The organism is Streptomyces sp. NPDC093598, assembly GCF_044764825.1.
Classification (GTDB): Bacteria; Actinomycetota; Actinomycetes; order Streptomycetales; family Streptomycetaceae; genus Streptomyces.
Genome location: NZ_JBIWIV010000002.1, coordinates 37,110 through 52,591 on the forward strand (window position 1 = coordinate 37,110; position 15,482 = coordinate 52,591).

General features: G+C 71.1%; 13 protein-coding genes. 4 read left to right on the forward strand and 9 right to left on the reverse strand.

The genetic code is table 11. The features are described 5' to 3' along the window. Positions 1-33: 33 nt before the first annotated feature. Positions 34-984 (reverse strand): zinc metalloprotease, encoded by a 951-nt coding sequence (locus tag ACIRDU_RS06235; protein WP_403575271.1) that lies wholly within the window; start codon positions 982-984, stop codon positions 34-36. A gap of 201 nt (positions 985-1,185) precedes the next feature. Here ACIRDU_RS06235 and ACIRDU_RS06240 point away from each other — a divergent pair, with 201 nt between their 5' ends. Next, positions 1,186-1,503 carry a hypothetical protein gene (locus ACIRDU_RS06240; protein WP_403575274.1) on the forward strand — a complete coding sequence of 106 codons (318 nt, stop codon included), beginning with the start codon at positions 1,186-1,188 and terminating at the stop codon, positions 1,501-1,503. 67 nt (positions 1,504-1,570) lie between these two features. Here the strand turns inward: ACIRDU_RS06240 and ACIRDU_RS06245 are convergent, their stop codons facing one another. Beyond that, on the reverse strand, positions 1,571-3,823 hold the full coding sequence (locus ACIRDU_RS06245; RefSeq protein ID WP_403575277.1) for an MMPL family transporter: 2,253 nt from the start codon (positions 3,821-3,823) through the stop codon (positions 1,571-1,573). Positions 3,824-4,163: 340 nt separating this feature from the next. Between ACIRDU_RS06245 and ACIRDU_RS06250 the strand changes: the two genes are divergently transcribed. After that, positions 4,164-4,712 (forward strand): DUF1697 domain-containing protein, encoded by a 549-nt coding sequence (locus ACIRDU_RS06250; protein WP_403575280.1) that lies wholly within the window; start codon positions 4,164-4,166, stop codon positions 4,710-4,712. Beyond that, positions 4,705-5,079, forward strand: coding sequence for a DUF4440 domain-containing protein (locus tag ACIRDU_RS06255; RefSeq protein ID WP_403575283.1), 375 nt, complete (start codon positions 4,705-4,707; stop codon positions 5,077-5,079). The genes ACIRDU_RS06250 and ACIRDU_RS06255 overlap by 8 nt, the downstream gene beginning before the upstream one ends. Here the strand turns inward: ACIRDU_RS06255 and ACIRDU_RS06260 are convergent. Further along, positions 5,060-5,917 (reverse strand): transglutaminase-like domain-containing protein, encoded by an 858-nt coding sequence (locus ACIRDU_RS06260; RefSeq protein ID WP_403575286.1) that lies wholly within the window; start codon positions 5,915-5,917, stop codon positions 5,060-5,062. The genes ACIRDU_RS06255 and ACIRDU_RS06260 overlap by 20 nt on opposite strands. A 152-nt stretch (positions 5,918-6,069) precedes the next feature. Here ACIRDU_RS06260 and ACIRDU_RS06265 point away from each other — a divergent pair, with 152 nt between their 5' ends. Continuing rightward, a complete protein-coding gene (locus tag ACIRDU_RS06265; protein ID WP_403575289.1) occupies positions 6,070-6,897 on the forward strand; it encodes a GvpL/GvpF family gas vesicle protein in 828 nt (275 codons plus the stop codon). A gap of 3 nt (positions 6,898-6,900) precedes the next feature. On the opposite strand, the gene ACIRDU_RS06270 is transcribed toward ACIRDU_RS06265, so the two are convergent. From ACIRDU_RS06270 to ACIRDU_RS06295, 6 genes are all read right to left on the reverse strand, one after another. Continuing rightward, complete coding sequence (locus tag ACIRDU_RS06270) at positions 6,901-7,710, reverse strand: hypothetical protein (protein WP_403575292.1); 810 nt, start codon at positions 7,708-7,710, stop codon at positions 6,901-6,903. Then, a complete protein-coding gene (locus tag ACIRDU_RS06275) occupies positions 7,707-11,663 on the reverse strand; it encodes a hypothetical protein (protein WP_403575295.1) in 3,957 nt (1,318 codons plus the stop codon). The genes ACIRDU_RS06270 and ACIRDU_RS06275 overlap by 4 nt, the downstream gene beginning before the upstream one ends. A gap of 192 nt (positions 11,664-11,855) precedes the next feature. Further along, positions 11,856-12,596, reverse strand: coding sequence for a sirohydrochlorin chelatase (locus tag ACIRDU_RS06280; RefSeq protein ID WP_403575298.1), 741 nt, complete (start codon positions 12,594-12,596; stop codon positions 11,856-11,858). A 5-nt stretch (positions 12,597-12,601) separates the two neighbouring features. Next, positions 12,602-13,498, reverse strand: coding sequence for an ABC transporter permease (locus tag ACIRDU_RS06285; RefSeq protein WP_403575301.1), 897 nt, complete (start codon positions 13,496-13,498; stop codon positions 12,602-12,604). Beyond that, a complete protein-coding gene (locus tag ACIRDU_RS06290; protein ID WP_403575304.1) occupies positions 13,485-14,273 on the reverse strand; it encodes an ABC transporter ATP-binding protein in 789 nt (262 codons plus the stop codon). The genes ACIRDU_RS06285 and ACIRDU_RS06290 overlap by 14 nt, the downstream gene beginning before the upstream one ends. 49 nt (positions 14,274-14,322) lie before the next feature. Next, positions 14,323-15,426: an aliphatic sulfonate ABC transporter substrate-binding protein gene (locus ACIRDU_RS06295; RefSeq protein ID WP_403575307.1), complete on the reverse strand. Its 1,104-nt coding sequence runs from the start codon at positions 15,424-15,426 to the stop codon at positions 14,323-14,325. Between the last annotated feature and the right edge of the window lie 56 nt (positions 15,427-15,482).

Sequence of the window (15,482 nt, forward strand, 5' to 3'; positions counted from 1 at the left end):
GGGCTAGTACCGCCCTGCCGCGTCAGGCCGTCGTCACACCGCGACGGCCTGACGGGTGAGGGGCAGGCGGGCGTTGTCGAGCGTGGCGTCCATGCGTGCCGACTGACCCTTGGTGAACATGAACATCGCGGCGTCGTCGGTGTAGTCCATGTAGTTCATGAACATGTCGCCGTCCGGCCCGTTGCCGCACGTCACATGGGGGAAGGTCGGCGAACCGGCGTTCGCTCCCGCCTGGTTGGGAGTGTCCGCGACGAAGTCGCTGCCGCTGCACCCCTCGTCGTCGTCGCCCCAGATGTGCCGCAGGTTCAGCCAGTGCCCGATCTCGTGCACGGCCGTGCGGCCGCCGTCGAACGGCGCCGTGGCGGTGCCGGTGGTTCCGAGCGCGCTGTGCGTGACGACCACGCCGTCCGTGGAGGCGGCGCCGCCCGGGAACTGGGCGTAGCCCAGCAGCCCGCGGCGCAACTGGCAGACCCAGAGGTTCAGGTAGATGTCCGCGGGCCAGGCGTCATGGCCCCCGCTCAGGCTGAACTTGACCAGGTCGTCGGTGTCCCAGTCGGCGTTCGCGCTCCGGGTCCGTGTGATGCCGTCCGTGGGGCGGCCCAGCGGGTCGGTCCGGGCGAGGTGGAACTGCAGGCGCGCGTCGGCCACCAGATCCTGCCAGACCGCGGGCACCTTGCTCACGTCCGGGTTGCTCGCGCGGAAGTCCCGGTTGAGGACGTCGATCTGACTGTGGATCTGGGCTTCGCTCACGTTCTGCTCGGGGGTGCTGTGCACGACGTGCACGACGACGGGAATGTCGATCAGACCCTGCCGGGCGGTGATCTGCTCCATCGACTCGTAGGCGAACGCGGTGTTCTCGATCAGAGCCCGGTTCTCGGCGTACTCCGGGTTCAGGGTGAGGAGTCTGCGGTGCACCTCCATGGCGCCGCACCAGCGGCTGTAGTCGGGCGAGGTGGCGCGAAGGAATGCCTGCGCATCGGACATGACGTGTCCCTGGAGGGAGCTGAGGGGGTGCCGCGCACGCGGCTGCGGAACTGCGCGTCTGACACGCGCCGCGAGGGCCGGGCGACGCCGGGCGGAGCGGTCGGTTGCCCGTTCCCTCCGAACCCATACACTGATAATTCTAGTCACTTCGGCATAAGAGCGGCAATGCGGACGGCGTCGGACGAGTGAGGTGGCCGCGTCATGAGAGAGCCCCCGACGGGCCTGTTCCGCTCGTGGCTCCACTCCTACGAGGAGGACCACGAGGACGTGCGGGTGTACCGGCCCGACGACTTCCCCTTCCCGCCGGCGCGCGGACGCCGCGGCGTGGAGTTCGCGCCCGACGGCACCGTCGTCGATCACCCGCTGGGTCGCGGCGACGCCCCCGGCGCCGTGCCCGGTCGCTGGCGGCTGGTGTCGGACCGTCACCTCGCGCTCACCTTCGGGGGCGCCCGCCCGGACCGGGAGCTGGAGATCGTGCGCTGCGACGAGCAGGTGCTCCAGGTGCGGCGGCTGAGCTGACGAGAGCGGGCGAAAGGGCCCGTTGGTTGCCCCGGCAACCAACGGGCCCTCCGTACCGCCGCGGCGATCAGACCTTGAGGGGCTCACCCTCGTCGTCCCGTGCCGCCGGTCCGGCGACTTCCTGCGGCGTCTCGTCGTGCGTGAGGTCCGGGAGCCGGTGCAGCCACTTCGGCAGGTACCAGTTGCGCTCGCCGAGCAGCGCCATCACCGCCGGCAGCAGTACGCCCCGGATGATCGTCGCGTCGATGAGCACCGCGGCCGCGAGGCCGACGCCCATCTGCTTCATGGACTGCATGGACAGCGTGCCGAAGATGGCGAACACGGCGACCATGATGACCGCCGCACTGGTGACCACCCCGGCCGTGGTGACCACGCCGTGCCGGATCGCGTCCTTCGTCGCCAGGCCCCGCAGCCGCGCCTCACGGATCCGGGAGACCACGAACACGTGGTAGTCCATCGACAGACCGAAGAGGATCACGAAGAGGAACAGCGGCAGCCAGGTGATGATCGCGCCGACGCCCTCCGCGCCCACCAGGGACGCGCCCCAGCCGTGCTGGAAGACGGCGACGAGGATGCCGTACGCGGCGCCCACCGACAGCAGGTTCAGCACGATCGACGTGACCGCGATGGTCAGGGAGCGGAACGACAGCAGCATCAGCGCGAAGGCGAACACCACCACGAACGCGAACACCGGGACGACGGCACCGGCCAGCTGGTCGTTGAAGTCCTTCGACCCCGCGACCTGCCCGGTGATGGGAGCCTCGACCCCGTCGACCTTGCCGAGCGTGGCCGGACGCACCTCGTCACGCAGCTTGTCCAGGCTCGCGCCTGCCTTGTCCTGGTCGGAGCCGCCGACCAGCGGGACGTAGACGAACGCGACGTTCTGCGCGTCGTGCAGCTTGATCTCCACCGGGCCGCGCGAGGCGCCCGAACTGATCGCCCGGTCGCGGAAGTCGGCGAGCGCGGACTTCACCTCCGGCGCGTTGATGTCGTCCGCCTTGACGATCACCTCGGCCGGCTCGGAACCGCCCGGGAAGGCGTCGTTGAGCCGGTTGTACGTCTGGACGATCGGCAGCGAGTCGCCGAACTCCTGGTCCAGCGTGAGCTGCTGCGTCTTCATGCCGAGCGCGGGAGCCGCGATGGCCAGCAGCGCTCCGGTCGCGACCGCTGCCGCCACCACCGGCTTGGCGAGGACGCGCCGCAGCACGGCCGTCCAGAACCGGCTGTCCTGACCGCCGCCGCTCCGCTTGCGCCGGCGCAGGAACGGAATGCGGCCCTTCTCGACGCGCTCGCCGAGCAGCGACAGCAGCGCGGGCAGCACGGTCACGGACCCCACCATCGCCACGGCCACCACCATCAGCGAGGCCAGGCCCATCGCCTCGAACTCGGCGAGGCCGGTGAACAGCATGCCCGCCATCGCCACGCACACCGTGACGCCCGAGACGACGATCGCCCGGCCGCTGGTCGCGGCGGCGATCCTGAGGGCCGTCTGCGCGTCCCGGCCGGCCTCGCGCTCCTCGCGCTCGCGGCGCAGGTAGAACAGGCAGTAGTCGACGCCGACGGCCAGACCGACCAGCAGCATCACGGAGTTCGCGGTGTCGCTCATCGGCATCACATGGCTGACGACGCCCATCAGCCCCATCGTCGCCATGATCGCGGTGATCGCCAGCAGCACCGGCAGCAGCGCCGCCACCAGTGCGCCGAAGGCGATGAGCAGAATGCCGAGGGCCACCGGCACCGCGGAGTACTCGGCCTTCTTGAAGTCGTCGCCGAACGCGTCGTCGAACGTCTTCATCATGCTGGCGCCGCCGATCTCCTCGATCCGCAGCGCCCCGTGGTCCTGCTGGACGCCCTCGACGGCCTTCAGCACCGGCTCGACCCGCTCACCGGCGGTGTCCGGCTCGCCGCGCATGTCGAACTGCACGAGGGCGCTGCGGCCGTCCTTCGAAATCGTCTTCGAGTCGTACGGCGAGACCACCTCGGTGACCCGCCCGGTCCCCTCGACCGCCCGCACGACGGCGTCGACGGCGTCCCGGAACTCGGCGTCCGTCGCCTTCAGGTCACCGTCCTTGGCCTGGATCAGCACGTTCTCACCGGCCGGCTCGTCGATTCCGGCGTCCTCGATGATCCTCGCGGCGGTGTGCGTCTCACCCTTCAGCTGGTCGCTGTCCTTGACGTCGACCCGGCCCGCTGCCGAACCGAGCCCCATCGCCAGGACGACGAACAGCACCCAGATGCCGACGGCAGCCCATCGGTGCCGGGCGCTCCAGCCGCCGGCCCGGGCGGCGAGGCCCCGCACCCGTATGTCTCCGTTCCTCATGACGGGCTTGCCCCCTCGAGATGCGGTGACGGCCCCCTGCCGCCCCCTTTCGTTTCAAAGGTATGGGCCGGATAAAGCCATCTCGTCGTGCTGCCCGGTGAAGTGGCGGGGCGGGAACTCATCCCCATGGAGCGATTCCTCTCCCCACTGGGGAGGACCCCCAGGGACTGTGGTCCCTTACACCTATCGGGAGACATATCGGGCTCCCCGGGTGTGTGGATCCTGAGCAGACGGTTGTGCCCCGCGAAGACCGGTGAGTAATTTACGGGGCCGGGCAACTGCCCGCGGCGGCCGTCGTGCCCACCCCCACGGGGCACGACGGCCGCCTTATCGTGAGCGGATGACGACGACATACGCGGCCCTGCTGCGCGGAATCAACGTGGGCGGCAGCAGGAAGGTCCCCATGGCCGACCTGCGCACGCTCCTGACGGACCTCGGCCTCGACGACGTCCGTACGTACCTGCAGAGCGGCCAGGCCGCCTTCGCCTCCGGCCACGGGACCGAGGAGTCGCTGGCGGGCGACATCGCGCAGGCAATCGAGAAGCGCTTCGGCTTCGGCGTCGACGTGATCGTGCGCGACCACGCCTATCTGCGGTCGATCGCCGACGCCTGCCCGTTCCCGGCCGCCGACCTGGAGCCCAAGCAGCTCCACGTCACCTACTTCTCCGCGCCCGTCACCCCCGACCGCTTCGCGGAGATCGATCAGGACGCCTACCTCCCCGAGGAGTTCCGCCTCGGCGACCGGGCCCTGTACCTGTACGCCCCGAACGGCCTGGGCCGCTCCAAGCTGGCCGAACACCTGTCGAAACCGCGCATCAACAAGGGCGTGATCGCCACGACCCGCAATTGGAACACCGTAGTCAAGCTGCTGGAGATGACAAGTGCCTGAGCACAATCCGGCCGTCGAGTCGGCGATGGAGGGCGAACTGGCCCTGCTCACCCCGAAGGTCCGCCGCTCGCCCGAGCGGGTCGGGGCGCTGCTGCACCCCGACTTCCACGAGTTCGGCGCCTCCGGCCGGCACTGGAGCCGGGCCGCCATCATCGCCTCCCTGGCCGCGACCACCGAGACCGACGACCGGCGCGTCGCCGTGTCCGCCCTGAGGGGCGCGCAACTCGCCCCGGACCTGGTCCACCTCACCTACGACACGGAGTACGACGGCAGCCGCGCGCACCGCAGTTCGCTGTGGCGGCGCACGGAGGGCCGCTGGCTGCTGTACTTCCACCAGGCGACCCCGTTCAGCGAACGGGCAACGTGACACGGCGGTCCCCCAGGTAGGGCGCGTACGACGTGATCTCGGCCGGCACGGTCAGCCGCGGGTCCGTGAAGAGCCGCCGCCGCTCGTCCTCGGAGCGGGCCGCGGCGACCGCGTCGGCCGCCGCGAGGTCGTCCTCGGTGAGGGGCGCGCCCTTGCGGAGCCACGGGTCCCAGCCGTCCCAGGGGAGCAGTTCGACGCCGTTCAGCGCGGCCAGGTCGCGCAGCACGTTGCCGCGGACGAACCACAGGCCGTGGAGCCCTTCGACGGCACTGAACCCGCACGTCCGCGGATCCACGCGCCCCTGCCGGCAGGCCCGCCAGACGTCACCGGCCACCAGGAAGGCGTCCCGCTCCACGTCCAGCGGGTCGAACGGCACGTCGTACCCGTCGTGGACCTGCGCGTCGGCCAGCCGCCAACGGCCGTCCGGCGCACGGTACTCCGTGACCCAGTGGTCCTCGTACCAGCCGTCGGCGAAGTAGGTGGCGAACCCACAGCGCAGACGCGCCGGTGTGCCCGTGGCCCGCAGCAGCGAGCACAGCAGGAGCGAGAAGTCCCGGCAGGTCCCCACGAACCTCCCGCCGGGCGCCCGCCGTTCGGTGAGCGGGGTGCCGCCGCGCTCCCGCAGGAGCCGCAGGATCTCCGTGACGTACCGGGACTCGGCGTCGTGGTACAGCCGCTCCTCGGGCATGGCGTACCCGAAGAGCCCGCCCTCGCCGCGGTGGATGATCAGGCCCCTGACCATCGCGGCCAGCCGGCGCGGCTCGCGGGGCAGCACCGTCGTGTCGAGTTCTCCGGGATCGCTGTACGGCGTCTGCCGCAGGAAGAAGTCGTCGCTCATGCCGGGACCCTCGGCCCTGCCCCTGGGACAAGGTCAACCCGCCGGCCGTTCATGTGAACGCCTCCGCCGTCACCTCCGTACCTACGGACAGACGGCACGAGAACGGAGTCTCGCGAGGAGAATCGCACGGCCACCGACAGGAGCCCGCAGTCATGAGCGACACCAACCTCGTCTACGCCTACGCGGTCCTGCGCCGCACCCCCGAGGCCGCGGCGGCCACGGCCCACCTGCGCGGTGTCGCCGGAGAGCCGATCCACCTGGTCGACCCTGCGGTCACCGGTCCCCAGCTCGCCTTCGCCGTCGGCCATGTCCCGCCCGCCGACTACGCCGACGCTCCCCTCCAGGCCCACCTCGACGACCTGGACTGGCTGGAGTCCACGGTCCGCTCCCACCACGCCGTGGTGGCCGCCCTGGTCGCCTCCGGCGCCGCCGTGCTGCCCCTGCGCCTGGCCACCGTCTACCGCGACCAGGACACCGCCCGCCAGGCCCTCGACACCCGCCGCGCCTACTTCCTCTCCCTGCTCGACCGCCTCACGGGCTCCGTCGAACTCGGCGTCAAGCTCTACGCCACCCCGGACATCACCCCGCCCGAGGCCGCCACGGAGCCCGCGCAGGACCCGCTCACGGGCCTCGGGGTCGGACGCGCCTACCAGGTCATCCGCCGCCGCAGACAACGCAGGAACGACGAGGCCTGGCGTACGGTCGCCCAGGCCGCCGCACGCGTCACCGAGACGGCCGGCGCCCTCGCCGTCGACCGCGTCGCCCACACCCCCGAACGCGGCAGCCTGGCGGGCTCCGCCCCCGGCACCAACGTCGGCAACGACGCCTACCTCGTCCCGGCCGACCGCGTGGCCGCCTTCCGCACGGGCATCCTCGCGGCCGCCCGGGGCGTCCCCGGCCTCCGCGTGGAGATCACCGGCCCCTGGGCTCCGTACTCCTTCGCCCTCCAGCCGGAACCCCACGAGGAAACGGCCGCGTGAGAGTCACGGTGACCGGACCTCTGACGTGATGGCCTCGGCCACCGAACGGTGACGCAGGTAGTCGAGCACGCCGTGCGGCCACGCGGGCGCGATGCTGATGTCCGGCAGCTCCTCGACACCCTCGAACACCCGGGCCAGCTCCCCCCTGGGGATGGCCACGAAGTCCCCGGCATCGGCGACGTTCACCCACCGCCGCACACCCGTGGGCTTCCTGCCCAACCCGTCGCACGGGAGGGGATCGAGGCGATGGAAGACCGCGTGGGGCAGTGCCAGCGGCGAGCCGAGGGTGAGCAGCAGCCGCACGTCCAGTTCGTCCGCCAACTCGTGCAGGGCCTCGTACGCGACGACGCTGCCCAGCGAGTGGGCGACGACGACGTCGGGGCGGTGCCGGAGCAGCGCGGCCCGCACCCGCTCGCGCACAGCCGCACGCCGGGTGGCGAAGTAGCGGGCCACCTCCGGGAAGAACATCCGGACCGTCTTCTCGACGACGGCAGGGCGCTGCCCGGACCGCTGAGCGACCTGCCCGCAGATCCATCGGACCCACCCGGTCGCCCGCCCCTGCACACCGCTCGGGTCGATCCCCCAGGCCCGCGCCCATTGCTCGACGAGCACCACGTCCGTGTCGTCCAGTTCGTCACTCTGCCGCTCACCGCGCAGCAGATCGGCGTAGTACGCCGTCTCCAGCTCCAGCCCGGGGATCCTGTCGCCGAGCGCTTCCAGCCATTCCGCGCGCAGGCGCTTGCCGCCGATGGCGGGGGTGGTGTCGGCGGCCTTGTAGTTGCGGACGCCGTGCACGCCGATCAGGCGGGTCATGGCAGCGGGGCCTCCGGTTCCGGGGGAGTGCAGCGGTAGGTGCCCAGGGCGCCGTCGACGACGACGTAGACGAGCTGAGGGCCGGCGAACCCGAAGGAGGACAACTCCCCGGCGACCGGGATGCTGGCGCACAGGTGCAGCGTCCGGGCTTCCCACACCTCGACGGCCTGCATGCTCCCTCGCCGTCCGAGGGCCACGCCGACGAGCCTGCTGTCGGGCGAGAAGACCAACGGCAGCAAGGAGGACGCCTTGCCGGACAGCCGGACGCTCCCGGCGTCCCGCACAGGCGCCGGGTCGGTCGGGAAGACGTACAGCCGCTGGAACGACGTCGCCGCCAGGAGGGAGCCGTCGGGTGAGCTCGTGAGGTCCGAGAGCGGCTCCGCGTAGGACCAGTTGGCGATCTCGTCGCCGGTGACCGGGTTCCGCAGACTCAACAGCCTGTTGTCGGCGTCCTGGACGGCGATGAAGCGCCCGTCGGGGGAGCCGACGACGCCCTTGTCGAACTGCGGCAGCTGCGGCGGGGGCGCCTCGCCGGTGAGGCTTTTCCACAGCCGCAGATGGCCGTCCTCGTCGCCACTCACCAGGACCGAGGTGTCGGGATGCACGGCGATGGAGGCCGACCTGGCCGCGACCGGCAGCCGGTTGACGACGTGCATCGACGCCGTGTCGACGACGTGGAACTCCTGCCAGCCGCCCACGACCAGGAGACTCCCGTCACGGGTGAAGGCCAGGTCGTAACCCGCCGGCACGGCCACGCTGCCGATCCTGCTGCGCGTGGCCACCGAGTACAGGGCGACGGGGCCGCCGTGCGCCGCCACGGCGACGAGGCCGCCGTCGGGGGAGAAGCACACCGATCGGGCGTAGCGCTCGTCGTCCACGCGCGTGCGGCCGCCGTCCACGAGGTCCCAGAGCGTCGTCCCGCCGGAAGAGCACACGGCCAGCAGATGCCCCACGGGGCTGAAGGCCACAGCCTGGAATCTGGTGATGTCCTCCGTCTCCCCGAGTTCCCACCGCGCCTCCTCGCTCGGGTCGTCACCGGTGATGTCCCACACGGAGACGCCGAGTTCCTCGCTGGCCACCGCGAGCAGACGGCTGTCGGACGAGAAGGTGAGCGCGTTCACCGTGCCGGTTCTGCACTGCCAAGGTGCTCCGGCCGGCACGCGGTGGTGCACGTCCCACAGTTGCACGCTCCGCGTGAACGAACGTCCGGCGAAGGCGAGCAGGCGACCGTCGGGGGAGAAGGCCACCTTGCTGACCCCGCTGTGCGGCCTCCTGCCGAAGAGGGGTGCGACCGACTTCCAGGTCTCCGTCTCGAGCACCTGCACGCCGCGATCGGTCGCCGCGGCGAGCAGAGAGCCGTCCGGCGAGAACGCGATGTCGAACACCGTGGTGCCCGCGGTCCCGACGGAGCGGCTGTTGGAATTCACGAGGCCGCCGCACGACCACAGAAGCCTGTACGCCGCGTCCTCCGGCCGGACGGCGGCATCCTGCGCGATACGGCTGAACCGCTCCCCGGCTTCCCGCAGCCCCAGCCGGTCGGCGTCGAAGGCGAACACGGAGGCGCGTTCGGCGGCGCCGCGCAACCGGGCGTGGGTGACCCACGAGGCGCTGAGCAGCCGCAGGTAGTCCGCCGCCCGCTCCGACCGGACGAGGTCGAGAGCGCGATGGTCCTCACGGAGGTCGAACCGGACGAGGAAGTGCGGATCGGTGAGCAGGGACTCGGCGTGAGCGGCGGAGCGTGCCCGAGCGGCATGTCCCAGCGCATGGCGCAGCACGTAAGGTTCCCCCTCGGCCGCCTCCCAGGGGTCCTTGCCTTCCCGCGCGTCCGAGGCGTACGGCCTGATGAGTTCCGACAGCAGCTCTCCCTCGAGGCCGAGGCTCGCCGCCTCGTCCAAGGGGTCCTCGCTCGTCGGATGGTCGTGCAGGTAGTCGACCAAGCCCTGGTGGAAGAGCCGGTACAGGGTCTCACCGCTCTGGGGATCGCTCCCGTACCGCAGGAAGGGCGAGGCCTCCCACAGGGTGTCCTGGAAGTGCTGTTCGTCGATCGAGTCGACGCCCAGCGCCCGCAGGCCGCGTTTCAGGGTCGTGCGCGGCATGCCGTCACCGCGCGAGCGCGCGAGCACGGCGAGCACCGCCCGCAGATGCGGGTAGTCCTGGCGCCGTGTCTTCAGGATCGATTCCAGCAGCGTCGGCAGATGGGGCGACGCCGCCTTGGCATACATGTCGGCACCCACCTCGTCGCGGGGTGGATACTTCAGGGTCAGCAGGAAATGGACGTACAGGCCGGCGAGCAGGAACGGGCCCCACGGTTCGTCCCCTCGCGCGCCGCGCACGATGTGCGCCGCGCCCTTCTTTGCCAGCAGGCCGGCGAATTCCGACGAGGGGCCGGTGGCGTAGGGCCCCTGGGCGTCGAGGAGACGCTGGATGTAGCGCCGGACGTCCTGTTCGACCGCGGCGGGTTCCGATGCGTCGAGGTCGATGTGCACGCCTTCGATGTCCGCCGCCTCGTCCAGAGCCGACAGGGCGGTCACCACTTCCCGGCGGCCGCCCAGCAGGATCCTGCACGGCGCGGGAACACTGTGCCCCTCGCCCGCTTCCCGGGGTGCCAGGAGATCGGCCACCAGACGCAGAACCGCCTGGGGCTCGGTGCTCTCGTCCACGGCATCGAGCACGATGAGACGGTTCTTCTGTTCCCGCGCCAGCAGCAAGCGCAGCGCCTCGGACGTCTGCGGTGGCGTGCCCGGCCCCCGGTTTCCCTCTCCTTCTTCGTCGGTCTGTTTGGGCCGCCGCGCCCATACCGCGGAGGCGATCGCGGCCAGCACCTGCTGAGCCGACCGCTGGCGCGCGTGCACCGCGACGATGTCCGGTACCTCGGGCAGGTCGAGCCCGGACGACTCCCACAGTTCCCGGAAGCGCCGGCGCAGTCCGGGGTCCGCGGCACAGACGACGACCCCCAGCAGTCCGGACTTTCCCGCGCCGGCCGCACCCGTGACGGTCAGCAGAGGACCTGTTCCGGACACCCACTCCATGGCGCGGGTCAGTTCCGAGGTGCGGCCGGAGAAGAACCCGGTGCCGGTGTCGACCGGGACGAGGCCGCGGCCCGAGGCGCGGTCGGCGAAGTAGGCGGTGTCGTCGGCCTGTCCGCCGGCCGCCGGGGCGCCGGAATCGCCTTCACCGGGGACGTAGCCCAGTGAGCGGCGCCGCGTCCGCAGCTGTTCCGGGGTCAGTGCGACCAGACGGGGGTTCGGCAGGAACGGCCAGTCGGCGTCGCCTTGTTCGACACTGAAGCCGAGCGAGAGGCGCTGGTCGGCCGGGTCGTTCCGGATCACCCGGATCAGTTCGCGGACGAACCGGCTGAACCTGATCGACTCCTCGTCGATGTGGAGGTCCAGGTCCGCGAGCCGATGCAGTGCGGCGGCGATCCGGCTGCTGAACTGACCGCGTTCGGTGGGGGAGGTGCTGACGGCCGCGCCCAGGGCCCAGACGCCCCGGTCCGCGTCGATCTCGGTGAACGGCTGCCGGCCTGTCGCGACGCCGGCCGAGCAGGTGTCGACCAGGAAGACGACACGGTGCCGCATGCCACCGCGCTCGACCTCCTGCTGCGCCTTCTCGATCCACCGGTCGACGTCCACCTCGCGGTTGTCCCGAGCGACGAACGACAGCCGGTGACTCCGGTCGATCCTGCCGTGCCCGATGAGATGGACGACCACGACACCGGACGGCTGGGAAACGTCGACGAGCCGGCCGCGCAGAAGCGCCTCCACCTCGATCTCCGTCGGATCCAGCGAGGTGCCGACCGTGGCGCCGAGCCGGCCGAAGGCCTCCTCGACCTCGCTCATCCGTGCCGGGACGAAACCGAGTTCCTCCATGTCGGAGCCGTCGTCGAAGCTCCCCACACCGATCGACAGCACGGTGACGCCGGCAGATGCGGGTTGCCGGGTCTCGCTCTCCAACGGGCCTCCCAGGCGCCTCGGTCGGGGCGGCGCCGGGATCAGCCGTCGGCGTCGCTCTCCGACGCTACCCGATCACCCGCCGGACACACGGCCGTTCGGGTCGCTCGGGACGGCGGTTCCGGTCGGCGGGGCACGTGGCGCAGCAGGCGGTCCGGGTGAAGGCCGGACGTCGCGGACCGGGCGGAGAAGCCCTCAGGCGCTCACGGCCGCCGGCAACGGCGCCCGTGCCGCCTCGTACCGCTCCAGCACCACCCGCGCCACCTCCGGCGCCGGTCCCAGGACGTCCGCCAGGACATCCGCCTGCGCCGCCCCACGGGCGATGCGGTCGGGGAGGAAGCCGGGGGCCAGGACGTACGGGGCGACGGCGACCCGGGAGCAGCCGAGTGCGCGGAGTTCGCGGACGGCGTCCTGCGTGCGGGGAAGGGATGCGGAGGCGAACGCAGGCCGCACGGCGCACCAACCGGTGTGCCGCCACTCCCGCGCGATGTCTGCGATCACTGCGATCGCCTCCGGGTCGGTGGACCCCGCCGAGGCCAGGACGACCCCGGTCGAGGACTTGTCGGCGGGAGTCAAACCCGCCTCGAACAGGCGCCGTTCCAGCGCTGCCAGGAGCAGGGGGGACGGGCCCAGGACGTCCGCCTGGTGGATGCGCAGCTGCGGGGGCGCGGCCGCGAGGACCGCGGGGATGTCCGCCTTCGCGTGGAACGCCCGCGTGAGGAGCAGGGGCAGGGCGACGACGTCCCGGACGCCCTGCACCGCCAGGGACTCCAGGACGCCCTGCACCGAGGGGACGTTGAAGTCCAGGAAGCCCGTCTCCACCCGTAGGTCGGGGCGCAGCGAGCGCACCCGGCGCACCAGGGCGTGCACCGTCGCGGCATGCCGCGGGTCGCGGCTGCCGTGGGCGATGACGAGGAGGACGGGCTTGTTCATCATGGACGTCAGTTCTTCACCAGCAGGCCGCGGCTGCGCAGCACCCACCGCTCCAGCGGGCTGAAGATCAGCAGGTCGATGGCGATGCCGACGATGAGGATGAGAAGGATGGCCTCGAACACCATGGCCATGTCGCTGGCGTTGCGGCCGTTCTCCAGCAGCTGGCCGAGGCCGACGCCGAGGTCGGGGAAGGACGCGATGATCTCGGCGGCCATCAGGGAGCGCCAGGAGAAGGCCCAGCCCTGCTTCAGGCCCGCCACGTAACCGGGAAGTGCGGCCGGGAGCACGATGTGCCAGGTGCCCTTCAGGCCCGTCGCGCCCAGCGTGCGGCCCGCGCGCAGGAACAGCGGGGGTACCTGGTCGACGCCGGAGACCAGGCCGTTGGCGATCGACGGGACCGCGCCGAGCAGGATCACCGCGTACATCATCGAGTTGTTCAGGCCCAGCCAGATCACCGCCGGCGGAACCCAGGCGACCGACGGCAGGGACTGCAGGCCGGACAGGATCGGACCGATCGCCGCGCGGATGAACTTCACCCGGGCCACGATCAACCCCAGCGGCGTGCCGATCACCAGGGCGAGGCAGAAGCCGAGCAGACCGCGCGAGACGCTGGTCCAGATGTAGCCGAGCAGCTCGCCCTGGAGCCACGCCGTGTGGACGACGTCCCACACCGCGGACGGGGCGGGCAGCTTGGTCGGGTCGTCGACGACCTTGAACGAGACGAGCGCCTGCCAGGCCGCCAGCACCAGGGCGACGGCGAGGACGGGCGGCAGGATCTTCTCGGTGAGGGTCTGCCGGAACGGGGTCCGGCCCGTCTGCCGCGTCTCCAGCGCGTCGAGGCCCGCCTCCAGCCCGGCGAGATCGCTGCCGTCCTTGGCGACGGTCGTCGAATCAGTGCTGGCCATGACGGCGGATCTCCCCACGCAGTTCTTCGGTGATCTCGACGGACAGCTCCGCCACGGCGGTGTCCTCGATACGGCGCGGATGCGCGATGTCCACGGTCCACTCGCGTGCGATCCGACCCGGACGGGAGGACAGCAGCACCACGCGCTGCGCGAGCCGGACCGCCTCGCGCACGTTGTGCGTGACGAACAGGACGGACAGCTGCGTCTCGCGCCAGATGCGGGTCAGCTCGTCGTGCAGCACGTCCCGGGTGATGGCGTCCAGCGCCGCGAACGGCTCGTCCATCAGCAGCAGCTTGCTCTCCTGGGCGAGCGCCCGGGCGAGCGCCACACGCTGGCGCATACCGCCCGACAGCTCGTGCACCCGCTTGCCGTGGGCGCCCTTCAGCCGGACGAGTGCGAGCAGCTCCTCGGCCCGCTCCCGGCGCTCGGCCTTCGGCACGCCCCGCAGCTTCAGGGCGAGTTCGATGTTCTTGCCGGCGGTCAGCCACGGGAACAGCGCGTGCTCCTGGAACATCAGCGCCGGGCGGCCGTCCGTGGCGATCTCGCCGGCGGTGGGCCGGTCCAGGCCCGCCACCAGGTTGAGCAGCGTGGACTTGCCGCAGCCCGAGGCCCCCAGGAGGGTGACGAACTCTCCGGGCGCGACATCGAGGGTGATGTCGTCCAGGACGAGCTGCTGCCCGGCGGGCCCTGCGAACGACTTCGACACGTGTGCGATCCGGGCGGCGTGCGTGGCCGCCTCGGTGCCGTCGGCGGCCTCGGCGAGGGTCGTGGCCATGGTCGTCACCTCCTGGGAACTCTTCACCATGCGGATTCGGGATGAGGGCTTACTTCGCGCCGAGACCGGCGTCGTCGACCGCGGGCTCGCCCTCGGCCTTGAGGACCTTGTTCAGCGGCGCGAGGTCGTAGATGCCCTTCAGGTCCGGCTTCTGCAGCAGCCCCGCCTTCACCGCGTGCTCCGCCTCGGTGTTGAGCGTGGAGGCCAGCGGGTCGTCGGTGAAGCGGATCGACTTCCACGCCGGGTCCAGCACGTCGGCCGGGAGCGCCTTGCCGGAGTCCTGCTCCAGCTGCTTGTTCGCCGCTTCCTTCGCCGCGTCCGGGTTGGCGTTGATCCACTTGTTGGTCTCGACCGAGCCCTTCAGCACGGCCTCGACGACCTTCGGGTGCTCCTTCAGGAACTGCTGCCGCACGATGATGTTCGTGATCACGAACTTCTTGTCCGGCCACAGCGTCGACTCGTCGAGCAGCACCTTGCCGCCCTCGGCGACCAGCTTCGACGCGGTCGGCTCCGGCACCCACGCGCCGTCCACGGAACCGGACTTGTAGGCGTCCGGGGTGACCTTGTTGTCGCTGCGGACGACCGTGACGTCGCCCTTGCCGCTCTGCGGGTCGACCTTCCAGCCCTGATCGGCCACCCAGTTGAGGAACGCCACGTCCTGCGTGTTGCCGAGCTGCGGCGTCGCGATCCGCTTGCCCTTGACGTCCTTCAACGACTTGATCTTGTCCGGGTTCACCACCAGCTTCACGCCGCCGGACGCCGAACCGCCGATGATGCGCAGGTTCTTGCCGTTCGACTTGACGTAGCCGTTGATCGCCGGGGAGGGGCCGATCCAGCCGATGTCGATCGAACCGGAGTTGAGCGCCTCGATCTCCGAGGGGCCGGCGTTGAAGATGGCCGACTCGACCTCGGTGGCGCCGAGAGCCTTCTGGAAGATGCCCTTCTGCACACCCACCAGCGCGGTGCCGTGGGTGAGGTTGCCGAAGTAACCGATCTTGACCTTGTCGAGACCGTCGATCTTCTTCGCCCCGGCGGCGACCTTGGCGGTGCCGTCGTCCTTGGCCTGGGAGCCGTAACCGCAGGCGGCCAGCGTGAGCAGGGGAAGTGCGGCTATGACCGCGAGGCTGCGGCGAAGAGCGGATGAAGCAGGCACGGGAGGTGGTCCTCTCGGAGGCCCGGCGGTCACGGTCTCTCAGGTCGTGGCCGGGA